Genomic DNA, 24,124 nt, shown 5'->3' with positions numbered 1-24,124 from the left:
AAACCGCTCCCCTGCGGCCCGACCGGGCCCGTCGACCACGCTGTATCAGGACTCGACCGCCGGTCGGTAACGTCCCCGGCGGAACGCGGGGCCCGGGCCCGCCGCGCACCGGACACGAGCCGCGCGGCCGCCCCTCCCGCACCCCGTCCCGCACATCCGCCGAACCAGGCCCCACGGCCCGTCCCGCACCACCGCGCCGGGCCCGCGCGGGATGCGGCCCGGCGCCGCGTCCCGCGGCCCGGCCGCCGCACGCACGCACGTCCCGTATCCGCACGACCCGACCTCAGACCACGACAGTCCACACCAGCCCGCGACAGTCCACATCAGCCCGCATCAGTCCGCGTCAGCCCGCATCAGTCCGTATCGGAGCACGTCAGTCCGTATCGGAGCACGTCGGAGCACATCCGTCCGCGTCAGTCCGCGTTCGATCCGCGTTCAGTCCGCGTCAGTCCGTGCCGGTCCGCGTGCCGGGCCGGGCAGGACCCCCGGGGGAGGCATGACTCACAATCCGTCACAGGCGCTGCTGGAGCCGCACGCGGTCGCCGCGCGCGCCGTCCGCCCGGTCAGCCCCGTCAGCCCCGTCAGCTCAGTCAGCCCGGTCACCGCGCTCAATCCGGTCAGGGACGGGGTGCCGGGCACGGCGCCGCGGCCGGGTGCGGCCGGGCAGGCCGCGCGGCGCATCCTGGTCGTGGTCGGGGACGCCGAGCAGTCGGAGTACCTGGTCAACCAGTTGCGCCGGCACGGGCACGAGGCCACCGGGATCCGGCAGGGCGCCGCGGCGCTGCAGGCCCACCGGGACGCCGACCTGGTGCTGCTGGGCCTGGAACTGCCCGACCTGGACGGCCTGGAGGTGTGCCGGGCGATCCGCGCGGTCAGCCGGGTGCCGGTCATCATCGTCACCGCCCGCCAGTCCGAACTGGACTGCGTGCTGGGCCTGCAGGCCGGCGCCGACGACTACGTCACCCGCCCCTACGGGCTGCGGGAACTGCTGGCCCGCATCGAAGCCGTCATGCGCCGCGTGCAGTGGCAGCCGCTGGCGTTCAAGGAGATCGAGCGCGGCCGCCTGCACATCGACGTCAACTCCCGCGAGGTCACCGTCGACGACCAGGAAGTCGCGCTGACCCGCAAGGAATTCGACCTGCTGTGCCTGCTGGCCTCCCACCCCGACACCGTCATCCCCCGCAAGCAGCTGCTCCAGCAGGTGTGGGGCGACACCTGGTCACGGCGCACCGTGGACACCCACGTCAGCAGCCTGCGCGGCAAGCTGGGCGGCAGTGGCTGGATCGTGACGGTGCGCGGGGTCGGTTTCCAGATGGGCAACGGATAACCCTTCCGGGCGCCCCCCGGGCGCCGTCAGCTGAAAAACCGCGCCCTTGTGGCGGGTCCCGCTCAGGGGAACCCGCCACAAGGGCGCGGCTGTCGGCACGGACACGGCAAGACCGGTAGGGCCGGTCAGCCGGTGGAGGCGGTAAGGCCGGTGGGGGCGGGGTGACGGTGCCGGCAGGGCCGCCGGTGACTGCTCCGGCGGCCCGGCGGTGAGCGGTTGTGGCGTCAGGGCCGGCGGCGGCCCGGTGGTCCCGGCGGCCCGGCGGTGCGGCGGTGCGGCGGCCGGTCACCAGGGGCGGGACGCCGCCCCGCCGCGGCCGCTCCCGCTGCCGGGCACGGCGCCGCGCTCGTGTTCCCCGTCCTCCCCGTCGCGTTCCTGGTTCTCTTCCCAGGCGCGCAGTTCGTCGGCGAACAGCCGCCACAGGTCGGAGTAGCCGCTGACCAGGGCGGCCATCTGGCCGGTGCAGTGCGGCGGGAGGCTGGCGATGATCCGGCGGCGGTCACGGGCCATCAGCGAGCAGGCCTCCAGCATCCGCAGCACGGTGCGGCCGGCCTCGGTCAGCCGCAGCGAGGGGTCCCGGCGCAGCGAGTCGAAGATCATGAACAGTTCGCCGGGCGAGCGGGGTTCGCCGGCCCGTTCGGCCTGCCCGCGCTCGCGCGGGCCCCGCCCGCCGGCCAGGCCCCGCTGGCGCGGGGTGACCGGGTCCTCGCCCCGCAGCAGCCGGTCGCGTACGTCGGCGACGGTCGCCGGGGAGATGCCGGCCTTGCGGGCCACGGTGCGCAGGGAAGCGGTGGGGTCGGCGCGCAGCAGCTTTCCGGCCAGTTCGCGGCCCTGCGCGGTGTTCAGCGGCCGGGCCCGGCCGTCCAGGCCGATCCGCCGCTCGCCGCCGCCCGGGCCGCCGGCGCGCTGCCGTATCTCGGAGACCTTCTTCGCCGACAGCCCCGCGATCGCCGCGATCGCCCGGTCCGACCAGTGCGGGTGCACGGCGACGATGCGTTCGACCGCCGCGATCCGGTCCGGCTGCGACAGCGGCCGGCCCTGGGCCACGTTCACCGCCACCGCCAGCAGCGCGGCGTCCTGCGCGGAACCGTCGAAGAACCGCGCCTCGATACGGTCCCGGCCCCGGATCCGGGCCGCCCGCAGCCGGTGCTGCCCGTCGATGACCGTCATGGTGGGCCGGTGCACCAGGATCGGCGGCAACTGCGTCTCCAGCTCCGCCAGCTCATGCGCCCACTGCCCGTCCACTCCCCCGCCCCGCGGGGTGTAGGCGACGGTGACCTCCGAAACCCGCACCACCTCCACCGGCGCCTGATGCAGCATCGTGTCGCGCAGCGCGAGCAGGCTCTCCGAACTCGCGGCGGACCCCGCACCCGCACCGGCACCCGGCAGGCTGTCGCAGCCGCTGCCCAGGACGGGGACGGGAGGGGCCGCGGGTTCCAGGGCCCGTACGGGGGCCGGTTCGGGGGCTGGTACGGGGGCTGGTACGGGGACGGCTTCCGCGTCGAAGCGGGTCCGCCGGGGCACGGGCACGACCTGATGGGCACTCACCGCGACTCCTCGTTGGCGCGCGTGGTCGTAAGTGATCGTCTGAGCAGGGCCGTCGGGCAGGCGCTATCGGCCGCGGGCGGCCCGCCGCCGGCAGGGCCCTGCCCTCCGGCGGCGTTCCGGCGGCGCTCGAGCGGCCCTCCGGGAGCCCTCCACCGGCTGCCGAGAGCGGCCGCCCCGACAGTTGACGGCGGCCGGCGGCCGCCGGTGTTCGCTGCGGGTCGTTGGCGGGCCGCCGTCTGTCGTACGGCGTGTCCGCTCCGGGCGGGGCCGGGGCGGCCGGCCGGGGCCTTGGGGGCCCGTCAGGACCTTTCCAATGCGGGCTGATACGGCGCTGACGGGCGGCTGACGCCTCCGGGCGCCTCGCGGCGGGACAGGGGCCAAGCCGGGGCCGGGGCGGAGCGTAGCGCTGTGACGTGCGGACTTTCCCGCGCCCGCGGGGCAGGGGCGTTCGAGCGGGGCTCCAACGGGACTCACGGCGTCTCTTCGACCCTGGTGGCCATGGCGCCTGGCGTGATGGGCCGGCCGGTGCGGCAACCCCGCACCGGCGGCCCGTGGCGTACGGCGGCCTGCCGCAGCGGCGACCCCGGTGCGGCGGCGCCCGGCGTACGGCGGCGGCCGCGCGGTGATCCCGTGCGGCGGCGCCTGCCGTACGGCGGCCCTGTCACGCCGTACGGCAGGCGCGTACGCCGCCGGCGGGCCCGTCCAGCGGGATCCCAGCCGCGGTCGAGCGCGGCGGCCGACGGTTTTCGCAAGCGAGGGAGGCGCTGTGCGGTCGGGCCCTGGGACGCCGGACGCGCAGAGCGCACCGGCCGGCCACGGCCGCTGCGGTGCCGCCGGTGACGGCGGCCGCCTCGTTCAACCCGGACTCGTTCAGCGCGGATTCGTTCAGCCCGGATGCGTTCGGCGCGGACTCCTTCCGGCCCGAACACCGGGAATCGACCAAGACCTTCGGGGACGGCGCCGGGCGCCGGACGGCCGCCGACACGGCGCCCGGCGCGGGCCCGCCGTCCCCGTCTGCCGAGCGGAGTGTCCTTGTTGAGCAGCGGACGCATGGAAGTGTGCCTCGTCGGTGCCGGACCGCGCGGGCTGTCCGTACTGGAACGGCTGTGCGCGCAGGAACGCAAGTCCCCGCGCTGGAGCCGGGTCACCGTTCATGTCGTCGACCCCGACCCGCCCGGCTCGGGCCGGGTGTGGCGGCCCTCGCAGTCCCGGCACCTGCTGATGAACACCGTCGCCTCCCAGGTGACGGTGTTCACCGACGACAGCGTCAGCATCGAGGGGCCGCTGGAGGAGGGGCCGAGCCTGTACCAGTGGGCCAAGGACCTCGCCGCCCGCCCCACCACCGGCCCCGTACCGGCAGGGGCCACGGCCCCCGATACGGCAGCCGGCCCCGCCGCGGTGCCGCCGAGCGCGCAGGTGCTGGCCGAGGCGCGGGCCCTGGGGCCGGACACGTACCCCACGCGTGTCCTGTACGGGCAGTACCTGACCTGGGCGTTCGGGCACGTGATCCAGAACGCGGCCGCGCATGTGACGGTGCGGGTGCATCCGGTGCGGGCGGTGCGCCTCGAGAACGGCCAGGACAACGGGACCGGCCGGGACGGTGAAGCCGGAGCCGGTGGGGCCGATGGCTGGGGCGGGCAGACGGTGGTGCTGGAGGACGGCACGCGGCTGACCGGGCTGTCGGCGGTGGTGCTGGCGCAAGGTCATGTGCCGGCCCGGCCGAGCGCGGCCGAGCGGGAGCTGGCCGGCTTCGCCGCGCGGCACGGCCTGACCTACATCGCCCCGGCCAACCCGGCCGATGTGGACCTGTCGGTGATCGCGCCGGGCCAGGAGGTGCTGCTGCGCGGGCTGGGCCTGAACTTCTTCGACTACCTGGCCCTGTTCACCCACGCCCGCGGCGGCGTCTTCGTCCGGGACGGCGGCGGGCGGCTGGTCTACCGGCCCTCGGGCCGGGAGCCGGTGATCCACGCCGGGTCGCGGCGCGGGGTGCCGTACCAGGCGCGCGGGGAGAACGAGAAGGGCCCGCACGGCCGTTACCTGCCGCGGCTGCTGACCGCGCAGTACGTGGCCGCCCTGCGCGAGCGCGCCGCCTGCTGTGCTCCGGTGCGCTTCTCCACCGACCTGTGGCCGCTGATCGCCAAGGAAGTGCAGAGCGTCTACTACGAGACGCTGATCACCCGCCGCCACGGGCCGGAGAAGGCCGCGCAGTTCGCCGCCCACTATCTGGCCGCCGAACCCGGCGACGCGGAGGAGGAGGTGCTGGGGCAGGCCGGGATCGGCGCGCACGAGCGCTGGGACTGGCAGAAGGTGGCCCGCCCCTACCAGCCGCACGCCCTGTACAACCTGGCCTCTTTCCGGACCTGGCTGCGCGGCTACCTGGACCGGGACGTGGCCATGGCCCGCGAGGGCAACGTCAGCGGCCCGTTCAAGGCCGCCCTGGACCTGCTGCGGGACCTGCGCAACGAGGTACGGCTCGCGGTCGACCACGGCGGCCTGGACGCCGCCTCGCACCGCGACGAACTCGACCAGTGGTACACCCCGCTCAACGCCTACCTGTCGATCGGCCCGCCCGCCTCCCGTATCGAGGAGATGGCCGCGCTGATGGACGCCGGCGTCCTGCAGGTCACCGGCCCGGGCATACGGATCACCGCCGACCCCGGCGGGCCGGGCGGCCCGTGCTTCCTGGGCACCTCCAGGGCGATCCCGGACGTGGCGGTACGCGCCACCGCGCTGATCGAGGGCCGCCTGCCCGAGACCGACCTGCGCCGCACCGCCGACCCGCTGATGAGCCACCTGCTGCGCACCGGCCAGTGCCGCCCGTACACCGTGACCGGAGCCGACGGCCAGGACTACGAGACCGGCGGACTTGCCGTCACCCCCCGCCCGTACCACCTGCTGGACGCCTCCGGAGCCGCGCACCCGCGGCGTTTCGCCTACGGCGTGCCCACCGAGTCCGTGCACTGGGTGACCGCCGCCGGCATCCGCCCCGGCGTGGGCTCGGTGACCCTGGAGGACTCCGACGCGATCGCCGCCGCCGTCCTGGCCCTGCCCGAGCCGACGCCCTCCGGGCAGTCCGCATCGCCCGCACGCCACGGCACGCACCCCCAGAACGTACGCAGCGAGCACGGCACGAACAGTCACGACGGACACGACGGACACGACGGGGGTGGTCGGGGCGCGTTGGGCCCGGCCACCGGAGCGGGGGCACCAGCATGACGACGCACAATGCGGCACACACCACGACCGGCCCGGACACGACCGGCCCCGGTAGGGATCCCGGTAGGGATCCCGGTAGGGATCCCGGTAGGGATCCCGGTAGGGCCGGGGTGCTGCCGGCGTACGCGGACGCGGGGCTGCTGTCCCCGGTGCGGGTGGGCACCGCGGTGGAGGCGGCGGTGGGGGACGGCGCGTGGCTGCAGGCGATGCTGGACGCGGAGGCCGCGCTGGTACGGGCCCAGGCCCGGTGCGGGACGGTGCCCAAGGAGGCGGCGGACGCCGTCACCGCCGCGGCGCGGGCGGAGCTGCTGGACGTGCGGGCGCTGGCGCTGGCCGCCCGGGAGACCGCCAATCCGGTGGTGGGCCTGGTCGCGGCGCTGTCGGCGGTGGTGGCCGAACGTTCCCCGCAGGCCGCGGAGTACGTGCACCGCGGCTCGACCAGCCAGGACATCTTCGACACCGGCGCGATGCTGGTGGCCGCCCGGGCGCTGCGGCTGATCGGCGCGGACCTGCGGGCCCTGGCCGGTGTGCTGGGACAGCTCGCGGCGGAGCACCGGGACACGGTGATGGCCGGGCGCACCCTGGCCCTGCACGCGGTGCCCACCACGTTCGGGCTGAAGGCGGCCGGCTGGCGGCAGGTGGTCCTTCAGGCCGCCGACCGCCTGGAGCGGGTCGCCGAGCAGGGGCTGCCGGTGTCGCTGGGCGGCGCGGCCGGGACCCTGGCGGGCTATCTGCAGTACGCCGGGCCGGGCGCCGGCGGCACCGACATGCTCGACCTGGTCGCGGTCTTCGCCGACGAGACGGGCCTTGCGGTCCCGGTCCTGCCCTGGCACGCGCTGCGCACCCCGCTCGCGGACCTGGCCGCCGCCCTGGCCCACACCACCGGCGCCCTGGGCAAGATCGCCGCGGACGTGCTGGTGCTCACCCGTACCGAGATCGGTGAGGTGACCGAGCCGACCGCGGCCGGCCGCGGCGCGTCCTCGGCGATGCCCCACAAACGCAACCCGGTCCTGGCCACCTTGATCCGCTCGGCCGCCCTGCAGGTCCCGGCACTGGCCGCGGTGCTCACCCAGGCCATGGCCACCGAGGACGAACGCTCGGCCGGGGTGTGGCACGCCGAGTGGCAGCCGCTGCGCGAATGCCTGCGGCTGACCGGCGGCGCCGCCCACGCCGCCCTCGAACTGGCCCGCGGCCTGAGCGTCGACGCGGCCCGGATGCGCGCCAACACCGGCGCCACCGGCGGACAACTCGTCTCCGAACGCGTCTCGGCCCTGCTCGCCCCCCACCTGGGCAAGGCCGCCGCCAAACAGACCCTCGCCGACGCCTCGGCCCGCGCCGCCGCCACCGGCCGCCCGCTTGCCGCGGTCCTGGCCGAACTCCCCCCGGTCGCCGCCGTGTTCACCCGCGCCGACCTGGACACCCTGCTCGACCCGGCCGCCTACACCGGCGCCGCGACCACCCTGGTCGACCACGCCCTGGCCCACCACACCGGCACCGGCACCGATACGGGTTCCGGGCCGGCGGCCCGGCCGTGACGCACCACCCGCACTGTTCCCGCGCCTTGCGCGCCGATCCGTCCGCACGCGTACGAGAGGTTGGCCATGACCGGCACCGCAACGCACCCGACAGCAACCGGCACCACCGGCCCCGTACCCGATGACGCTACCGGCGCCGTACCCGACGACGTGACCGATGGCGTGACCGGTGGCGTGACCGGTGGCGTGACCGATACGGACGTGATCATCGTGGGCGCCGGGCCGGTGGGGGTGATGCTCGCCGGAGAGCTGCGGCTGGCCGGGGTGCGGTGCGTGGTCCTGGAAAAGGAGAGCGATCCCACCGACCAGTCACGGGCGCTGGGGTTCACCGCCCGCACCATCGAGGTGTTCGACCAGCGCGGGCTGCTGCCGCGGTTCGGCGGCTTCGAGACCATCCCGATCGGCCACTTCGGCGGAGTCCGGCTGGACTACCGCGAGGTGGAGGGCGGCTCCTACGGCGCCAAGGGGGTGCCCCAGTCGCTGACGGTTGCGGTACTGACCGCGTGGGCACGGGAGTTGGGCGCCGACATCCGCCGCGGCTGGCAGGTCACCGGATTCACCGCCGGCCAGGACACGGTGGAGGTCACGGCCGCCGGCCCCGGCGGGGTGCGGCGGCTGCGCGCGAGCTGGCTGGTGGGCTGCGACGGCGGCCGCAGCACGGTCCGCAAGCTGGGCGGCTTCGCCTTCCCCGGACACGACGCGACCCTGGAGATGTCCTTCGCCGAGGTCGTCGGCTGCACGGTGCGGCCGCGGCCCAACGGCGAACGGGTGCCCGGCGGCCTGGTGCTGGCCTTCCAGCAGGGCCAGGACATCTTCCGCGTCACCTACCACGAACGCGGCGTGGTCCCCCGCCCCGACGAGACCGGCGCGCCCTCCTTCGAGGAAGTCGCCGCCGCCTGGCAGCGCCTGACCGGCGAGGACATCAGCGGCGGCACCCCGCGCTGGATCGGCCGCTTCACCGACACCACCCGGCAGGCCGACACCTACCGGCGCGGCCGCGTCCTGCTGGCCGGCGACGCCGCCCACATCCACCTGCCCATCGGCGGCCAGGGCATGAGCGCCGGCATCCAGGACGCGGTCAACCTCGGCTGGAAACTGGCCGCCGAAGTCCACGGCCGCGCCCCCCGCGGCCTGCTGGACACCTACCACAGCGAACGCCACCCCGTCGGCGCCCGCGTCCTGGTCAACACCCTCACCCAGCGCACCTTGTACATCAGCGGCCCGGAGATGCAGCCCCTGCGCGAGGTGTTCGCCGAACTGGCCGCCTACCCCGACGTGCGCCGCCACCTGATCGGCATGGTCACCGGCCTGGACATCCGCTACGACGTCACCGGCACCGACGAAAACGGCAGTGCTGATGGGGGCGGCGGTGGGGGTGTCGAGGATGACCATCCGCTGCTGGGGCGGCGGCTGCCGGACCGGGAACTGGTCGACGACTCCGGGACCCTTTCCTGCCGCCGCACCCCGGAACTGCTGCACACCGCCCGCGGCGTCGTCCTGGACCTGGCCGGCACCACCGACGTGGCCACCGCGGCCGCCCCCTGGGCCGACCGCGTGGACACGGTGTGCGCCACCCCGCTGCCCGCCGGCGTGCCCGACACCTTCGACGGCGCCGAAGCCCTCCTGATCCGCCCCGACGGCTACATCGCCTGGGTCGGCACCAAGGACCACCCCACCGACGGCCTGACCACCGCCCTCACCCGCTGGTTCGGCCACCCCACCACCACGAGCCGGGCAGCCGGGACCGCCGGGGACCAGACCGCCGCGGACGGGGAGGAATGAGCATGTCCGGGCAACGGATCGCCCTGATCACCGGCGCCAACAAGGGCCTGGGCCTGGAGATCGCCCGCCAACTCGGCACGCTGGGCGCCGTGGTGGTCCTCGGCTGCCGCGACGCCGGGCGCGGCCGGGCGGCGGCCGGCGACCTTGCCGCGGCCGGCATCACCGCGGTGCCGCTGCTCCTGGACGTCACCGACCAGGCCACGATCACCGCCGCGGCCAAGGACATCGACGGCCGCTTCGGCCGGCTGGACGTCCTGGTCAACAACGCCGGCGTCACCGGCGGTTTCTTCGGCCCACCCAGCGGGGCCACCCCCGGCGACCTGAGCGCCGTGTACGACACCAACGTCCACGGCGTCCTGGCCGTCACCAACGCCATGCTGCCCCTGCTGCGCCGCTCGCCCGCAGCCCGCATCGTCAACCTCTCCAGCGCCGCCGGCTCCCTGGCCCTGAACGCCGACCCCGACGGCGGCTTCGCCGACTACAACCAGGTCACCTACCAGTCCTCCAAGACCGCCCTGAACTTCCTGACCCTGGCCTACGCCAAGGAACTGCGCGGCACCGCCATCAAGGTCAACTCCGCCAACCCCGGCTACACCGCCACCGACCTCAACGGCCACCGCGGCACCCGAACCGCCGCCCAGGGCGCCCGCATCGCGGTGCGCCTGGCCACCCTCGGCCCCGACGGCCCCACCGGCACCAACCAGGACGAGAACGGCCCCGTCCCCTGGTAACCCCCTGCCCCGCCCCGAGCAACACACCAAAGGGGGGGCGGGGACGCCCGGTCACCCGGCGTCCCCGCCCCCCCCTTTTCCCGTACGTGTCTGGCGTACGTGCGTCTCGCAGGTGTCTCGCGCCCGTGTGGTGCGGGGCCGCGGCCGGTTCAGGCGGTGAAGAACTCCACCAGGGCCGGGCCGAGCACCTCCGGGGGCACCTTGTGCCACACCCCGGGCAGTTCCACGCCCCGGCCGTTCGGCAGCGCCGCCGCGGTGGCCTTCGCGGCGGCCGACAGCCAGTCACCGGTGTGGTCGCTGTAGACGACCAGGGTCTCCACGTCGGTACGGGCAAGCCGTTCCACCGGCAGCCGCCCGTCGCCGCACAGGACCGTGTCGTAGACCAGGGTGTGCGCCATGGCCTCGTTGGACGCCCACATGGGACTGGCCCGCCACTCGTCGATCTCCTCCTGGGAGAAGCCCACGAGCTCGGCCAGGAAGTACTGCGCGGCCTCACCGCGCTTGTCCTGGTCCAGCAGGGCCTGCAGGCGGACGGGGAAGTCCGCGGGCGGGCGGCGGAAGCCCGGCATCCGGTACGGCGGCTCCAGCAGCGCCAGCTTGCTCATCTTCACCCCCGCCATCGCCGCCTCCAGCGCCAGGATCGCGCCGCTGGACCCGCCGAAGACCGCGGCCTCGCCGCCGGCCTGCGCGATCAGCGCCTCGATGTCCTCGACCTCCCGCTCGATCGCGTACTGCGGGGCGTCCCCGCTCTCCCCGCGCCCGCGCCGGTCGTAGATGTAGGTCGTGCAGGACTGCGTCATGTGCGGCACCAGCCAGGTGAACACCGTGTGATCGCGGAATCCGCCGCCGAGCAGCACGACCGGCGGACCGTCACCGGCCTTCTCGTAAGCGATCGTCGTGCCGTCCCGGGAAACGACCTTGCGCATCACACTCTCCTGTTCGCATGTCAGTGATTGCGTCACGCCCCCTTTTTTCGGGAAAGAGGGCACGCGATACGGCGGGCGGGAAACAGGCGCGGAACCGGTGCAGAACTGGTGCAGGAACTGGTGCGGGAGCCGGCGGGAGGGACGGCCGGCCCCGGAACACCGGGAAACCGGGAAACGTTCCGGACTCCGGAATCGCCGGGAATTCTGGTCGGGGAAAGCCGTACGACAGCACGGCACCGGGATAATTCCACCTGAAAGTACCCGCCGATTCGAGCGGGTGTCAACACCGCCCGGGCGGGCCCGGACGGACACCCCGCTGCCCGGATCCGGCGTGTTCCAGAGGGAATTCCGGCGTTTTCCCGGCCCGCCCGGGGGGCGGATGTGCAAGTGCGGCCAGGCAGCAGTCGCACACCGCCGACCCCGGGCCGCGGGCCGGGCGCGAGAGGGGTGCGGGCGAGGTGCGGGTGGGGTGTTCAGGCCGGGGCGGTGATCGGTTGTCGGCCCGCTGCGGGCCCGCCTAGTCTCACCGGAGCCGGCCGTACCCCGCGGCGGACGGGCCCCTTGCCGGCCCGGCGCCCGTACGGCGCGGCCACCGGGCCCTGACGGCCCCCGGCCCCTCCCAGCGGTCCGGCCCTTCCAGCCGTTCCCAGAGCTTCCCGAGGTTTTCGTGCCGGCCCGGCCGTATCCGGGCGGTCCGGCGGTCAAGTCCGCTACCGGCGAAGGCAGGAGTTATGACCTCCCCAACCCGTACCGCCCTGGTCATCGGCGGCGGCATCGCCGGCCCGGTCGTGGCGATGGCGCTGCGCCGGGCCGGCATCCAGGCCACCGTGTTCGAGGCGTACGACGTGACGGCCGACGGCATCGGGGGCGGGCTGAGCCTGGCCCCCAACGGCGTGAACGCGCTGGAGGCGATCGGCGCGGCCGACGTGGTGCGCGCGGTCGGCACCCCGATGAAGGGCACCGTCCTGCACACCTGGAACGGCAGGGTGCTCGGTGCCCTGTCCGGCCCGGCGGACCTGCCGGCCGCGCAGTTCGTGTGGCGCGGCGACCTGTACCGGGTGCTGCACGAGGAGGCCGCCCGCCGCGGCATCACCACCGTGCACGGCAGGCGTCTGGTGGCCGCGCAGGAGGAGGCCGACGGGGTACGGGCGCGGTTCGCCGACGGCAGCGAGGCGTTCGCGGACGTACTGATCGGCACCGACGGGATCCGCTCGAGCGTCCGCGGCCTCATCGATCCGGCCGCGCCGCGCCCGCACTACGCCGGGCTGCTGGGCTTCGCCGCGCCGCTGGCCGCGACCGGCCTGCCCTCCACCGAGGGCCGGCTGCACGTCACGTACGGCAAACGCGCCTCCTTCGGGCACCTGGTGCACCCCGACGGCTCCGGCGGATGGTTCGCCAACCTGCCCCACCGCACCGCGATGACCGTGGCCGAGGCCCGGGCGGTGGGCAACGGGAACTGGCTGCCGGTGCTGCGCGAGGCGTTCGCCGACGACCGTTCCCCGGCGCTGGGCATGCTGGAGCGCACCGATCCGGCCGACCTGCTGATCACCGGCCCGCTGGAGACCATCCCGACCGTGCCGACCTGGAGCCGCGGCCGCATGGTGCTGGTCGGCGACGCCGTCCACGCCGCCTCCCCCAGTTCCGGACAGGGCGCCTCACTGGCGGTGGAGTCCGCGGTCCAACTGGCCCGCTGCCTGCGGGACCTGCCCCACCCCCAGGCGTTCGCCGCCTACGAGCAGCTGCGCCGCGAACGCGTGGAGAAGATCATCGCCCGGGCCACCCGCACCAACCGCGGCAAGGCCAGCCCGCTGGCCCGCAAGGTCCGCGACCTGCTGACCCCGGTGGCGATGAAGATGCTCAAACCCGAGAAGATGGCCTGGCAGTTCGGCTACCGCATCGACTGGGACACCACCGTCACGGCCGTCACCGCGGCCACGGCCCCCGATACGGTCCACGCCTGACCCGCGGACCTGGTACACGTCACCACACCCGGCCCGCGGGCCCGACGCACACTGCTGCTCCACGCTGCTGTTCCACATTGCTGCTGCACGGTGCTGATGCACGCTGCTGCTGTACGTTCCGGCACACGCTGACACGTAAGGAATGCGCCCACGATGTCGCTGCCCCCGCCGCCCCCGGCTCCCGTACCGGTGTCCGCGTCGCTCGAGGCGTTCTTGAACGACGCCCGGTACGTGGCCGCGTTGACCACGCTGCGGCCGGACGGATCGCCCCACGTGGCGCCGGTGCGGTTCACCTGGGACGCGCAGGCCGGCCTGGCGCGGGTGCTGACGGTGCTCTCCTCCCGCAAGGCCCGCAACCTGCTGGCCGCCCCCGGCACCCGGGCCGCGCTGTGCCAGGTCGACGGCTTCGCCTGGGCGACGCTGGAAGGCACCGCCCAGGTGGTGCAGGACCCGCAGCGCATCGACGAGGGCGTCACCCGCTACACCCGCCGCTACTGGTCCGCGCCCCCCAACCGCCCCGGCCGCGTCCTCATCGAGATCGCCGTGGACCGCGTCCTGAGCCTGAACACCTGACCCCCGAACACCTCACCGCGCCGGCTGCGTTGCGGCGGGTGCGGCGGGTGCGGCGGGTGCGGCGGGTGCGGCAATGGGCCGCGCGGGGAACGGTCCCGCGCGGCCCGGGCGTACGGGCAGGGGTCAGTTCGCGCGTTGGGGGCTGCCGTTGGCCCACACCAGGCGGAAGACCAGCTCCGACAGGCGCCATCCGGCCGGGGTACGGCGCGCCCGGCCGTCGACGAAGGTGCCGGTGGTGAACAGCTGCGGGGCGCCGGTGTCGCTGCGGGCGTGGTGGACGTGGGTGGACATCAAATTGGCGCGCAGGCAGGCGTGATCGCCGCTGATGTCCACCACGGCCGGGGAGCCCAGGTGCTGGGTTGCGGCGAACGCCGACAGGGCGCCGCTGTGGTAGGCGGCCATGCCCGCAAGGCCCTCGTGCCGGCTGATCGGGAACGCCACGACCGCCTCCGGCGTGAACAGGCCCGCCGCCCACGCGTCGTCGAGTTCCTCGTCGTCCAGCGTGACGAAATACCGGTCGAGCAGCCCCGCCACGAGGGCACGCGCAACCATCACTGATTCCGCCACAGGTTCCGCCGCGGTTTCCGTTGCCGTTTCCGGGGTTTGCGTCTGTGTTTCCGTTGCTTCCCGGGTGCTGTGCGCGGGTGATTCTTCGGGTGTCCGGGTGAAGGTCATGCCGCCCAGGATGCTGCCTGGGGCACGGGGTGCGGCAAGGGCGTCTGTCGAATGTCTGACGTGCCCGCGAAGGCTCTGGCATTACCCGTCGAAACCCTGTACCGAACGCTATTTACGGCCCCGGCCGGCGGTGGCAATACTGGCTGGACGCAGGCGAGAAGAGGGGCAGATGAACTCCTTTGACGCGGATGTCGTGGTGGTGGGAGCAGGTCCCACCGGACTCATGCTCGCGGGGGAATTGAGACTCAACGGAGTCTCGGTGACGGTTCTCGACACATTGCCGGAGCCGATGCAGTTCTCGCGGGCCCTGGGATTTTCGGCACGTACGATCGAGGAATTCGCGCAGCGCGGCCTGACGGCGCGTTTCGGCGAGATCGCGGTCATCCCGGCCGGGCACTTCGGCGGGGTGCCGCTGGACTACCAGGTCATCGAGGGCGGCTCCTACGGCGCGCGCGGCATCCCGCAGTCGCGCACCGAAGCCGTCCTGGGCGGCTGGGCGGCCGGCCTGGGCGCACGCATACGGCGCGGCCTTCAGGTCACCGGCCTTCGGAGCGGTCCTGACGGGGTGAGCGTTCGGGCGGGCGGCCCGGCGGGCGAGACGGAGCTGAGGGCCCGGTACGTGGTGGGCTGCGACGGCGCCCGCAGCGCGGTGCGCAAGCTCGCCGGGATCGCGTTCCCGGGCACCGAGCCGGCCATCGAGCTGCGGTTCGCCGACGTCGAGGGGGTGCGGCTGCGGCCGCGGTTCAGCGGCGAGCCGGTGCCCGGCGGGATGGTGATGGTCATCCCGATCGGCCCGGACCGCGCCCGCATCATCTACTTCGACGCCGCCGCCCCGCTGCGCCCGGCCGGCTCCCCGATCACGTTCGAGGAGGTCCGCGAGGCCTTTGAGCGCCTGTCCGGGGAGGACCTGTCCGGGGCGCGGCCGCTGTGGGTCAGCTCCACCACCGACGTCAGCCGGCAGGCCGAGACCTACCGCAGCGGCCGGGTGCTGCTGGCCGGGGACGCAGCGCACATCCACCTGCCCATCGGCGCGCAGGGCATGAGCGCGGGCGTCCAGGACGCGGTCAACCTCGGCTGGAAACTCGCCCTGACCGTCAAGGACCAGGCCCCCCAGGGTCTGCTGGACACCTACCACAGCGAACGCCACCCGGTCGGGGCACGGATCCTGGCCAACACCCTCGCCCAGCGCCTGCTGTATCTGGGCGGGCAGGACGTCGCCCCGCTGCGGGAGGTCTTCACCGAACTGGTCGAGATCTCCCCCGCCGTACGGCGCCACCTGGCCGGCATGGTCACCGGCCTGGACATCCGCCACGACGTCACCGGCACGGACGGCACCGACGGTGCGGCAGATCACCCGCTGCTGGGGCGGCGCCTGCCCGACCGGGACCTGGTCGTCGCCGGCGAGAAGACCACCGCCTTCACCCTGCTCCACCCCGGCCGCGCGGTCCTGCTCGACCTCACCGGCACCAGCGCCCCTTCCGGCGGCCTTTCCGGCGGGCTTTCCGGGGCTCTGGCCCGGGCCGCGGCCGGCTGGGCCGACCGCGTCGACCTGGTCACCGTGGACCGCCTCGACCACCCCTTCGACCAGCCCCTCCACCAGGGCGACGGCCAGGGCGCAGGCGACGGTTCGCAGGACGGTGCCGGGGACGCGGCGCCGACGGCCGCCCTGCTGGTACGCCCCGACGGCTACGTCGCCTGGGCCGCACGCCCCGACGCCGACGCCGAGGACCCGACCGGGGGCTTGGGCGAGGACCCGACCGGGGGCTTGGGCGAGGCGCTGGCCCGCTGGTTCGGCCCCGCCACCGCCTGAACAGTTCCTGGCGCGCGGCGCCGGGCCGAACCCGCGTCCCGTACCGCACCGCACGCCCTGCAAGAAGCCTCACCGCACAGCCTCACCCCGCAGCCCCACCGGGGCCTCACAGGAAGAGACGTATCGATGCCCATCATCTCCACTCAGGCCGAGCACCTGACGGTTCTGAACCTGTTCACCACCGACGCGCCGGACAAGCAGGACACGCTGATCCAGGAGATGACCAAGATCGTCCAGGCGGCGGCGTACGAGGGGTGGATGTCCTCCACCGTGCACTCGGGGGTGGACGCTCCCGGCACGGCCAACCTCATCCAGTGGCGCAGCGGCGAGGACCTGGAGAAGCGGTACGCCGGGGAGGAGTTCAAGCACCGCACGCTGCCGGTGTTCGGTGAGATCACCACCTCGATCCGGCTGCTGCAGAACGAGATCGCCTACACCCTGACCCACCCGTCGCTGGGCGGGGTGCTGGAGGTCAGCCCGGACCGTGACGACTACACCGCGATCACCGTCTACGGGGTGGCGCAGGAGAACCAGGCCGAGCTCATCGACGCGCTCGGCCCGGCCCAGGCCGGGATCACCGACGCCCCCGGTTTCCGGTCGCTGGCGGTCTTCAAGGGCCTGCGGGCCCGCGGCGTGGACGGCGCGTTCGTGGTGCGCTACGAGCAGTGGGACAGCAAGCAGTCCTACGACGCGCACCTCGCGCTGCCCAAGGACAAGTGGCCTTCTGGCCGGCAGAAGGCCGAGGCCCGTATCCAGGCGGTGGCGACCTCGGTGGACTCCAACACCTACCGGGTGGTCCTCACCCGCGCCGCCGGCTGACACCCGCACCCTGCCCCCGGCGGCCCGCGCGGACGCCGCGCACACCCGCCGCACACATCCGCCGTACACATCCGCCGTTGATGTGCGCCGTTGATGTGCGCCGTTGATGTGCGCCCGTTGCCTGTTCTTGGTGTGCGGCGTTCGCGCGGGCCCGCTTGTGACACGCAACCGTTGAGGAGTCAAACCGCATGCACAGCACGCTGATCGTCGCCCGGATGGCGCCGGCTTCCGGTACCGAGGTGGCCGATCTGTTCTCCGCGTTCGACGCGACCGAGATGCCCGGCCGTATGGGGACCCGGCGCCGCCAGCTGTTCTCCTACCGGGGCCTGTACTTCCACCTGCAGGACTTCGACGAGAGCGACGGCGGGGAGCGGATCGAGTCCGCCCGCACCGACCCGCGGTTCATCCGTATCAGTGACGACCTCAAGCCGTACATCGAGGCGTACGACCCCACGACCTGGCGCTCGCCGGCCGATGCGATGGCCACGCGCTTCTACCACTGGGAGGCGTCGCGTTGAACCGGCGACGCGTGGTCATCACCGGGATCGAGGTGATCGCGCCCGGTGGTGTCGGCAAGGACCGTTTCTGGGACCTGCTGAGCAACGGCCGCACCGCCACGCGCGGCATCACCTTCTTCGACCCCTCCCCGTTCCGGTCGCAAGTTGCCGCCGAGGCCGACTTCGACCCGTACGCGCACGGCCTGACCCCGCAGGAGATCCGGCGCATGGACCGGGCCGCGCAGTTCGCGGTGGTCGCCGCCCGGACCGCGGTCGCCGACAGCGGCCTGTCCCTGGACGCGCTGGACCCGTACCGGGTCGCGGTGGCCGTGGGCAGCGCGGTGGGTGCCACGATGGGCCTGGACCAGGAGTACCGGGTGGTCTCCGACGGGGGCCGGCTGGACCTGGTGGACCACACCTACGCTCCCCCGCACCTGTACAACCACATGGTGCCCAGCTCGTTCGCGACCGAGGTGGCGTGGGCGGTGGGCGCGCAGGGCCCCAGCACGGTGGTCTCCACCGGCTGCACCTCCGGGATCGACTCGGTCGGCTACGCCGCCGAGCTGATCCGGGAGGGCTCGGCGGACGTGGTGGTCGCCGGGTCCTCCGACGCGCCGATCTCCCCGATCACGATGGCGTGCTTCGACGCGATCAAGGCGACCACGCCGCGGCACGACGAACCCGAGCGGGCCTCGCGGCCCTTCGACGCCACCCGCAACGGTTTCGTGCTGGGCGAGGGCGCGGCGTTCTTCGTGCTGGAGGAGCTGGAGGCCGCCCGCGCCCGCGGCACCCACGTCTACGCCGAGATCGCCGGCTACGCCACCCGCTCCAACGCCTACCACATGACGGGCTTGCGCCCGGACGGGGCGGAGATGGCCGAGGCGATCCGCATCGCGCTGGACGAGGCGCGGCTGAACGCCGGCGAGGTCGACTACGTCAACGCGCACGGCTCGGGCACCAAGCAGAACGACCGGCACGAGACCGCCGCGGTCAAGCGCAGCCTGGGCGAGCACGCCTACCGCACCCCGATGAGCTCCATCAAGTCCATGGTGGGGCACTCCCTGGGGGCGATCGGCTCGATCGAGATCGCCGCGTCCGCGCTGGCCATGGAGCACGACGTGGTGCCGCCCACGGCCAACCTGCACCGGCCCGACCCCGAGTGCGACCTGGACTACGTGCCGATCACCGCCCGCGAGCAGCGCACCGACGCGGTGCTGACCGTCGGCAGCGGCTTCGGCGGGTTCCAGAGCGCCATGGTGCTGGCCGCCCCCTGGAGGAGCCCGCGATGAGCACCCGCACCGTGGTCACCGGCATCGGTGTGACCGCGCCCAACGGCCTGGGCACCGACCACTGGTGGTCGGCGACCTGCGGCGGCAAGAACGGCATCGCCCGCATCACCCGCTTCGACCCCTCCGCCTACCCCGCCAAGCTCGCCGGGCAGGTGCCCGGTTTCCAGGCCGAGCAGCACCTGTCCAGCCGGCTGCTGCCCCAGACCGACCGCGTCACCCGCCTGTCGCTGGTGGCCGCCGACTGGGCCCTGGCCGATGCCGGCATCACCCCGGCCGACCTGCCCGACTTCGACATGGGCGTGATGACCGCCTCCTCCGCCGGCGGGTTCGAGTTCGGGCAGGGCGAACTGCGCAACCTGTGGGCCCGCGGCGCGGGCCACGTCTCCGCCTACCAGTCCTTCGCCTGGTTCTACGCCGTCAACAGCGGCCAGATCTCCATCCGGCACGGCATGAAGGGCCCCTCCGGGGTCGTGGTCAGCGAAGGCGCCGGCGGCCTGGACGCCATCGCCCAGGCCCGCCGGCAGATCCGCAAGGGCACCCCGCTGATCGTCACCGGCGCCGTGGACGCCTCCATCTGCCCCTGGGGCTGGGTCGGGCAACTGGCCACCGGGAAACTGTCCACCAGCGACGACCCCACCGGCGCCTACCTGCCCTTCGACCGCGACGCGGCCGGCTACGTGCCCGGCGAGGGCGGCGCCATCCTCATCACCGAGGACGGCGAGGCGGCCCGCGCCCGCGGCGCCCGCGTCTACGGCGAGATCGCCGGCTACGGCGCCACCATGGACCCCCGCCCCGGCAGCGGCCGCGAACCGGGCCTGCGCGCCGCCATCACCCTCGCCCTGGCCGACGCCGCCCTCGACCCCGCCCAGGTCGACGTGGTCTTCGCCGACGGCGCCGCCGACCCCGCCGCCGACCGCACCGAAGCCGAGGCCATCACCGCCGTCTTCGGGCAGCGCGCTGTCCCCGTCACCGTGCCCAAGACCATGACCGGCCGCCTGTACTCCGGAAGCGGCCCCCTGGACCTGGCCGCCGCCCTCCTGGCCATCCGGGACGGCGTCATCCCCCCCACCGTCCACATCGACCCCTGCCGCGACTACGCCCTGGACCTGGTCATCACCGCCGCCCGCCCCGCGACCTTGCGCACCGCCCTGGTCCTGGCCCGCGGCGCCGGCGGCTTCAACTCCGCGATGGTCGTACGCGCCACCCACTGACCCCCGCACAGCCCACGCACCGCACCCCGTTCTCCGACCCGAACCGGATCCGACCCGATCCGACCCGCCAATGAAAGGGGCCGACTTCCATGGCCGGCACAGCGTTCACCCTGGACGACCTCAAGCGCACCCTGCGGCAGGCCGCGGGCGTGGCCGAGGGCGTCGACCTGGACGGCGACATCCTCGACACCGACTTCGATGCGCTGGGCTACGAATCCCTGGCCCTGCTGGAGGCCGGCAGCCTCGTGGAGCGCGAATACGGCATCGCCCTGGACGAGGAAGCCGTCAACGACGCCCGCACCCCGCGGGCCTTCATCGACGCCGTCAACACCCACCTGACCTCCACCACGGCGTGAAGGAACCCCCCATGACACCCACCCCCGCACCCACCGCACCCACCCCCGCCACGGCACCGCGCCCCGCCACGGCACCCGGGGTGAAGAAGGTGGCGATCGTCACCGGCGCCACCTCCGGCATCGGCCTGGCCAGCGCCCGGATCCTGGGCGGCGACCACCGCGTGTGGATCGGCGCCCGCAGCGCCGAGAACGTCGCCATGACCGTCAAGAACCTCACCGACGCCGGCTTCGACGTCGACGGCACCGTCGTCGACGTGCGCGACACCGCCTCCGTCGAGGCGTTCGTGGCCGCCTGCGTGCAGCGTTTCGGCACCGTCGACGTCCTGGTCAACAACGCCGGCCGCTCCGGCGGCGGCATCACCGCCGACCTGGCCGACGACCTGTGGAGCGACGTCATCGAGACCAACCTCAACAGCGTCTTCCGCGTCACCCGCGCCGTGCTGACCACCGGCGGCATGCGGGGCAAGGACCGCGGCCGGATCATCAACATCGCCTCCACCGCCGGCAAACAGGGCGTCGTCCTCGGCGCCCCCTACTCCGCCTCCAAGCACGGCGTGGTCGGCTTCACCAAGGCCCTGGGCAACGAACTGGCCCCCACCGGCATCACCGTCAACGCCGTGTGCCCCGGCTACGTCGAAACCCCCATGGCCCAGCGCGTCCGCCAGGGCTACGCCGCCGCCTGGCAGACCACCGAGGACACCGTCCTGGAAAAATTCCAGGCCAAAATCCCCCTCGGCCGCTACTCCACCCCCGAGGAAGTCGCCGGCCTGGTCGGCTACCTCGCCTCCGACACCGCCGCCTCCATCACCTCCCAGGCCCTGAACGTCTGCGGCGGCCTCGGCAACTTCTGACACACCCCCCGCACGACCGCAGCACACACCTACGGCACACGTGTGCGGCACACCCGCGGTACGCCCGGCCGGCACCACGGCGGCCGGGCCCCCGGCGAAACAACCCCCGGCACTTGTCGAGGACAGACCTCCCAGACAGGCAAAGGAGTCAAGGGTCATGACGACGCGTGAGGTCGAGCACGAGATCACGATCGGCGCACCGGCCGCCTCGGTCTACCGGTTGCTCGCGGACGTGACCAACTGGCCGCGGATCTTCCCGCCCACCATCTTCGTCGACCGCCAGGCCACCGGCGCGGACAGCGAACGCATCCGGATCTGGGCCACCGCCAACGGAGAGGCCAAGAACTGGACCTCGCGCCGCACCCTGGACCCCGACGGCTTGCGGATCACCTTCCGCCAGGAAGTCTGCGCGCCGCCGGTGGCGGCCATGGGCGGCACCTGGATCATCGAGCCCCAGGGCGAGGGCCGCTCCCGGGTCCGGCTGCTGCACGACTACCGGGCCATCGGCGACGACCCCCACGACCTGCTGTGGATCGAACGCGCCGTGGACAAGAACAGCACCGCCGAACTGGCCGCCCTCAAGACCAACGTCGAGCAGGTCCACGCCGCCGACACCGGCGACCTGACGTTCTCCTTCACCGACACCGTCCAGGTCGCCGGCAGCGCCAAGGACGTCTTCGACTTCATCAACGACGCCCACCTGTGGTCCCGGCGCCTGCCCCACGTGGCCCAGGCCCGCCTGACCGAGGACACCCCCGGCCTGCAGGAACTCCAGATGGACACCCGCGCCAAGGACGGCAGCGTCCACACCACCAAGTCCTACCGCGTGGTCTTCCCCCACCACCGCATCACCTACAAGCAGGTCACCCTGCCGGCCCTGATGACCCTGCACACCGGCGAATGGACCTTCACCGAAACCGACCAGGGCACCACCGCCTCCTCCCAGCACACCGTCACCCTCAACACCGCCACCATCGCCCGCGTCCTGGGCCAGGACGCCACCGTCGCCGACGCCCGCGCCTACGTCACCGACGCCCTGTCGGCCAACAGCCGCGCCACCCTCGGCCACGCCAAGTCCTACGCCGAAGCGAAGGCCTGACCATGACCACCACCCCCCACCCCGCACCTCAGGCCGGCCCCCGGACCGGTGCTCACACCGACGGGGCCGCCGGTGCCGCCGGGGCCGCCGAGGAGACCGACGTCGTGGTCGTCGGGGCCGGCCCGGTCGGGCTGATGCTCGCCGGGGAACTGGCCGGCGCCGGGGTGCGGGTGGTGGTGCTGGAACAGCGCCACGTCCACACCACCGCCTCCCGCGCCTCGACCCTGCACGCCCGCACCATGGAAATCCTCGACGCCCGCGGCCTGCTCCCCCAGTTCGGGACCCCCCCGAACGAACCACGCGGCCACTTCGGCGGCATCCCCCTGGACCTGACCCTGCCCAGCTCCCACCCCGGCCAGTGGAAGGTCCCCCAGACCAAAACCGAAGCCGTCCTGGAGGAATGGGCCATCGCCCTGGGCGCCGACATCCGCTGCGGCTACCAGGTCACCGACCTCACCCAGCAACCCGACCACATCACCGCCCACGCCACCACCCACACCGCCCCCGACACCACCAGCACCACCAGCACCGACGGCACCGGCGGCTCAGGGGGCAGCGGGGCCGGGCACGGGGGGCTCGCGGTGCGGGCCCGCTACCTGGTGGCCTGCGACGGCCAGGACAGCACGATACGGGCCCTGACCGGCGCCGACTTCCCCGGCCAGGACGCCGCCCGGGAACTGCTGCGCGCCGACGTGGACGGCATCACCGTCCCCGACCGGCGCTTCCAGCGCCTCAAGGACGGCCTGGCCATCGCCGCCCGCCGCGGCGACGGCGTCACCCGCGTCATGGTCCACGCCTTCGGCACCCCCGCCACCCCCCGCACCGGCACCGACACCGGTGCGGATGCGGGTGCGGAGGCCGGTGCGGGGGCCGGTGCGGGGGTGTCGTTCGCGGAGATCACCGCGGCCTGGCGGAAGGTCACCGGCGAGGACATCTCCGGCGGCACCCCGCTGTGGGTGAACTCCTTCGGTGACGCCTCCCGGCTGCTGACCCGCTACCGGCACGGGCGGATCCTGTTCGCCGGGGACGCCGCCCACCGGCAGATGCCCATCGGCGGACAGGCCCTGAACCTGGGCCTGCAGGACGCGGTCAACCTCGGCTGGAAACTGGCCGCCGTCGTGCGCGGCCACGCCGGCCCCGGCCTGCTGGACACCTACCACACCGAACGCCACGCGGTCGGCGCCCGCGTGCTGTCCAACATCCGCGCCCAGGCCCTGATGCTCCTGGGCGGCCCCGAGGTCGAACCCCTGCGCGCGGTGCTGGCCGAACTCATCACCCACGAGGACGTCCGTACCCACCTGGCCGGCATGATCAGCGGCCTGGACATCCGCTACCCCATCACCCCCGCCCCCGGCACCGAACCCCACCCCCTGCTCGGCACCCGCCTGCCCCACGCCCTCCTGCACACCGCCGACGGCCTGGCCACCACCGCCGCCCTCCTGCGCCCCGGCGGCGGACTCCTCCTCGACCTGCGCGGCGGCCACGACGGCCTGCAATGCACCGGCTGGCAGGACCGCGTCACCACCGTCACCGCCCGCATCCAGGACACCGCAACCACAACGGGCGGGCCGGGCGGCGGGCCGGCCGGCGGGCCCGGTGGTGGGCCGGCCGGTGGGCCGGGTGGTGGGCCGGCCGGTGGGCTGGAGGGGGTGGCCGAGGCCCTCCTGGTCCGCCCCGACGGCTACGTGGCCTGGACCGGCAAGGGCGACGAAGGACTCACCCAGGCCCTGACCCACTGGTTCGGACCGCCCACCCCCTGACCCGCGCACACTCCCCCGAGGCACCGCCCCCGGCCGGCCACCACCGGCCCCCCGAACGGCACCCCGAACGGCACCCCGGACGGCATCCCGAACGGCACACGTATCCGGTCGCACCCGGCAGGACCGGCAGGGGCCCCGCAGCGACCGGCCCGGACCGG

At 73.9% G+C, this 24,124-nt stretch carries 19 protein-coding genes; 16 read left to right on the top strand and 3 right to left on the bottom strand.

The window, feature by feature from the left end; all coding sequences use genetic code 11:
• Nucleotides 1-496 precede the first annotated feature (496 nt).
• Nucleotides 497-1,327 carry a response regulator transcription factor gene (locus tag ITX44_RS18220; RefSeq protein ID WP_205358327.1) on the top strand — a complete coding sequence of 277 codons (831 nt, stop codon included), beginning with the start codon at nucleotides 497-499 and terminating at the stop codon, nucleotides 1,325-1,327.
• A gap of 285 nt (nucleotides 1,328-1,612) precedes the next feature.
• Here the strand turns inward: ITX44_RS18220 and ITX44_RS18215 are convergent, their stop codons facing one another.
• On the bottom strand, nucleotides 1,613-2,875 hold the full coding sequence (locus tag ITX44_RS18215) for a ParB/RepB/Spo0J family partition protein (protein ID WP_205358326.1): 1,263 nt from the start codon (nucleotides 2,873-2,875) through the stop codon (nucleotides 1,613-1,615).
• Nucleotides 2,876-3,910: 1,035 nt separating this feature from the next.
• Here ITX44_RS18215 and ITX44_RS18210 point away from each other — a divergent pair.
• The 4 genes from ITX44_RS18210 (at nucleotide 3,911) to ITX44_RS18195 (ending at nucleotide 10,139) form a co-directional block, all read left to right on the top strand.
• On the top strand, nucleotides 3,911-6,091 hold the full coding sequence (locus tag ITX44_RS18210) for an FAD/NAD(P)-binding protein (protein WP_236060970.1): 2,181 nt from the start codon (nucleotides 3,911-3,913) through the stop codon (nucleotides 6,089-6,091).
• Nucleotides 6,088-7,626 (top strand): nitrosuccinate lyase, encoded by a 1,539-nt coding sequence (locus ITX44_RS18205; RefSeq protein WP_205358325.1) that lies wholly within the window; start codon nucleotides 6,088-6,090, stop codon nucleotides 7,624-7,626. Before ITX44_RS18210 ends, ITX44_RS18205 begins: the two co-directional genes overlap by 4 nt.
• A gap of 66 nt (nucleotides 7,627-7,692) precedes the next feature.
• Nucleotides 7,693-9,408, top strand: coding sequence for an FAD-dependent monooxygenase (locus ITX44_RS18200; protein ID WP_205358324.1), 1,716 nt, complete (start codon nucleotides 7,693-7,695; stop codon nucleotides 9,406-9,408).
• Nucleotides 9,409-9,410: 2 nt separating this feature from the next.
• Nucleotides 9,411-10,139 (top strand): SDR family NAD(P)-dependent oxidoreductase, encoded by a 729-nt coding sequence (locus ITX44_RS18195; protein WP_205358323.1) that lies wholly within the window; start codon nucleotides 9,411-9,413, stop codon nucleotides 10,137-10,139.
• Nucleotides 10,140-10,288: 149 nt separating this feature from the next.
• On the opposite strand, the gene ITX44_RS18190 is transcribed toward ITX44_RS18195, so the two are convergent.
• Nucleotides 10,289-11,065: an alpha/beta fold hydrolase gene (locus ITX44_RS18190; RefSeq protein ID WP_205358322.1), complete on the bottom strand. Its 777-nt coding sequence runs from the start codon at nucleotides 11,063-11,065 to the stop codon at nucleotides 10,289-10,291.
• Nucleotides 11,066-11,796: 731 nt separating this feature from the next.
• On the opposite strand from ITX44_RS18190, the gene ITX44_RS18185 reads away from it, so the two are divergent.
• Both ITX44_RS18185 and ITX44_RS18180 read left to right on the top strand, forming a co-directional pair.
• The gene (locus tag ITX44_RS18185; protein ID WP_205358321.1) at nucleotides 11,797-13,026 is read left to right on the top strand and encodes an FAD-dependent oxidoreductase; all 1,230 of its coding nucleotides are present in this window, start codon (nucleotides 11,797-11,799) and stop codon (nucleotides 13,024-13,026) included.
• Nucleotides 13,027-13,179: 153 nt separating this feature from the next.
• Nucleotides 13,180-13,599 carry a pyridoxamine 5'-phosphate oxidase family protein gene (locus ITX44_RS18180; RefSeq protein WP_205358320.1) on the top strand — a complete coding sequence of 140 codons (420 nt, stop codon included), beginning with the start codon at nucleotides 13,180-13,182 and terminating at the stop codon, nucleotides 13,597-13,599.
• Nucleotides 13,600-13,722: 123 nt separating this feature from the next.
• Here the strand turns inward: ITX44_RS18180 and ITX44_RS18175 are convergent, their stop codons facing one another.
• The gene (locus ITX44_RS18175) at nucleotides 13,723-14,151 is read right to left on the bottom strand and encodes a nuclear transport factor 2 family protein (RefSeq protein WP_205358319.1); all 429 of its coding nucleotides are present in this window, start codon (nucleotides 14,149-14,151) and stop codon (nucleotides 13,723-13,725) included.
• Nucleotides 14,152-14,443: 292 nt separating this feature from the next.
• On the opposite strand from ITX44_RS18175, the gene ITX44_RS18170 reads away from it, so the two are divergent.
• The 9 genes from ITX44_RS18170 to ITX44_RS18130 all read left to right on the top strand — a co-directional run bounded on the left by ITX44_RS18170 (nucleotide 14,444) and on the right by ITX44_RS18130 (nucleotide 23,966).
• Nucleotides 14,444-16,084 (top strand): FAD-dependent monooxygenase, encoded by a 1,641-nt coding sequence (locus tag ITX44_RS18170; RefSeq protein WP_205358318.1) that lies wholly within the window; start codon nucleotides 14,444-14,446, stop codon nucleotides 16,082-16,084.
• Between the two features lie 126 nt (nucleotides 16,085-16,210).
• Complete coding sequence (locus tag ITX44_RS18165; protein WP_205358317.1) at nucleotides 16,211-16,903, top strand: antibiotic biosynthesis monooxygenase family protein; 693 nt, start codon at nucleotides 16,211-16,213, stop codon at nucleotides 16,901-16,903.
• A gap of 188 nt (nucleotides 16,904-17,091) precedes the next feature.
• Nucleotides 17,092-17,421: a TcmI family type II polyketide cyclase gene (locus ITX44_RS18160; protein WP_205358316.1), complete on the top strand. Its 330-nt coding sequence runs from the start codon at nucleotides 17,092-17,094 to the stop codon at nucleotides 17,419-17,421.
• Entirely contained in the window at nucleotides 17,418-18,689 is a 1,272-nt protein-coding gene (locus tag ITX44_RS18155; RefSeq protein ID WP_205358315.1) for a beta-ketoacyl-[acyl-carrier-protein] synthase family protein, read from the top strand. Before ITX44_RS18160 ends, ITX44_RS18155 begins: the two co-directional genes overlap by 4 nt.
• Nucleotides 18,686-19,900, top strand: coding sequence for a ketosynthase chain-length factor (locus ITX44_RS18150; RefSeq protein WP_205358314.1), 1,215 nt, complete (start codon nucleotides 18,686-18,688; stop codon nucleotides 19,898-19,900). The genes ITX44_RS18155 and ITX44_RS18150 overlap by 4 nt, the downstream gene beginning before the upstream one ends.
• 89 nt (nucleotides 19,901-19,989) lie before the next feature.
• Nucleotides 19,990-20,256 (top strand): acyl carrier protein, encoded by a 267-nt coding sequence (locus ITX44_RS18145; protein WP_205358313.1) that lies wholly within the window; start codon nucleotides 19,990-19,992, stop codon nucleotides 20,254-20,256.
• Between the two features lie 11 nt (nucleotides 20,257-20,267).
• The gene (locus tag ITX44_RS18140; protein ID WP_205358312.1) at nucleotides 20,268-21,107 is read left to right on the top strand and encodes an SDR family NAD(P)-dependent oxidoreductase; all 840 of its coding nucleotides are present in this window, start codon (nucleotides 20,268-20,270) and stop codon (nucleotides 21,105-21,107) included.
• 157 nt (nucleotides 21,108-21,264) lie between these two features.
• Nucleotides 21,265-22,206 (top strand): aromatase/cyclase, encoded by a 942-nt coding sequence (locus ITX44_RS18135; protein WP_205358311.1) that lies wholly within the window; start codon nucleotides 21,265-21,267, stop codon nucleotides 22,204-22,206.
• A gap of 2 nt (nucleotides 22,207-22,208) precedes the next feature.
• Nucleotides 22,209-23,966 (top strand): FAD-dependent oxidoreductase, encoded by a 1,758-nt coding sequence (locus ITX44_RS18130; RefSeq protein ID WP_205358310.1) that lies wholly within the window; start codon nucleotides 22,209-22,211, stop codon nucleotides 23,964-23,966.
• Nucleotides 23,967-24,124 lie beyond the last annotated feature (158 nt).

The sequence above is a fragment of the Actinacidiphila acididurans genome (assembly GCF_016918855.1).
GTDB classification, from domain to species: Bacteria; Actinomycetota; Actinomycetes; order Streptomycetales; family Streptomycetaceae; genus Actinacidiphila; species Actinacidiphila acididurans.
This window is presented reverse-complemented; position numbering and strand designations above follow the sequence as displayed.

Excerpts from the sequence above, each read along its gene's own strand:
- ITX44_RS18130 (WP_205358310.1), top strand. The coding sequence starts at position 22,209 with ATGACCACCACCCCCCACCCCGCACCTCAGGCCGGCCCCCGGACCGGT.
- ITX44_RS18150 (WP_205358314.1), top strand. The coding sequence starts at position 18,686 with ATGAGCACCCGCACCGTGGTCACCGGCATCGGTGTGACCGCGCCCAAC.
- ITX44_RS18185 (WP_205358321.1), top strand. The coding sequence starts at position 11,797 with ATGACCTCCCCAACCCGTACCGCCCTGGTCATCGGCGGCGGCATCGCC.
- ITX44_RS18200 (WP_205358324.1), top strand. The coding sequence starts at position 7,693 with ATGACCGGCACCGCAACGCACCCGACAGCAACCGGCACCACCGGCCCC.
- ITX44_RS18205 (WP_205358325.1), top strand. The coding sequence starts at position 6,088 with ATGACGACGCACAATGCGGCACACACCACGACCGGCCCGGACACGACC.
- ITX44_RS18175 (WP_205358319.1), bottom strand. The coding sequence starts at position 14,151 with ATGGTTGCGCGTGCCCTCGTGGCGGGGCTGCTCGACCGGTATTTCGTC.
- ITX44_RS18140 (WP_205358312.1), top strand. The coding sequence starts at position 20,268 with ATGACACCCACCCCCGCACCCACCGCACCCACCCCCGCCACGGCACCG.
- ITX44_RS18195 (WP_205358323.1), top strand. The coding sequence starts at position 9,411 with ATGTCCGGGCAACGGATCGCCCTGATCACCGGCGCCAACAAGGGCCTG.
- ITX44_RS18160 (WP_205358316.1), top strand. The coding sequence starts at position 17,092 with ATGCACAGCACGCTGATCGTCGCCCGGATGGCGCCGGCTTCCGGTACC.
- ITX44_RS18220 (WP_205358327.1), top strand. The coding sequence starts at position 497 with ATGACTCACAATCCGTCACAGGCGCTGCTGGAGCCGCACGCGGTCGCC.
- ITX44_RS18145 (WP_205358313.1), top strand. The coding sequence starts at position 19,990 with ATGGCCGGCACAGCGTTCACCCTGGACGACCTCAAGCGCACCCTGCGG.
- ITX44_RS18180 (WP_205358320.1), top strand. The coding sequence starts at position 13,180 with ATGTCGCTGCCCCCGCCGCCCCCGGCTCCCGTACCGGTGTCCGCGTCG.
- ITX44_RS18190 (WP_205358322.1), bottom strand. The coding sequence starts at position 11,065 with ATGCGCAAGGTCGTTTCCCGGGACGGCACGACGATCGCTTACGAGAAG.
- ITX44_RS18165 (WP_205358317.1), top strand. The coding sequence starts at position 16,211 with ATGCCCATCATCTCCACTCAGGCCGAGCACCTGACGGTTCTGAACCTG.
- ITX44_RS18170 (WP_205358318.1), top strand. The coding sequence starts at position 14,444 with ATGAACTCCTTTGACGCGGATGTCGTGGTGGTGGGAGCAGGTCCCACC.
- ITX44_RS18135 (WP_205358311.1), top strand. The coding sequence starts at position 21,265 with ATGACGACGCGTGAGGTCGAGCACGAGATCACGATCGGCGCACCGGCC.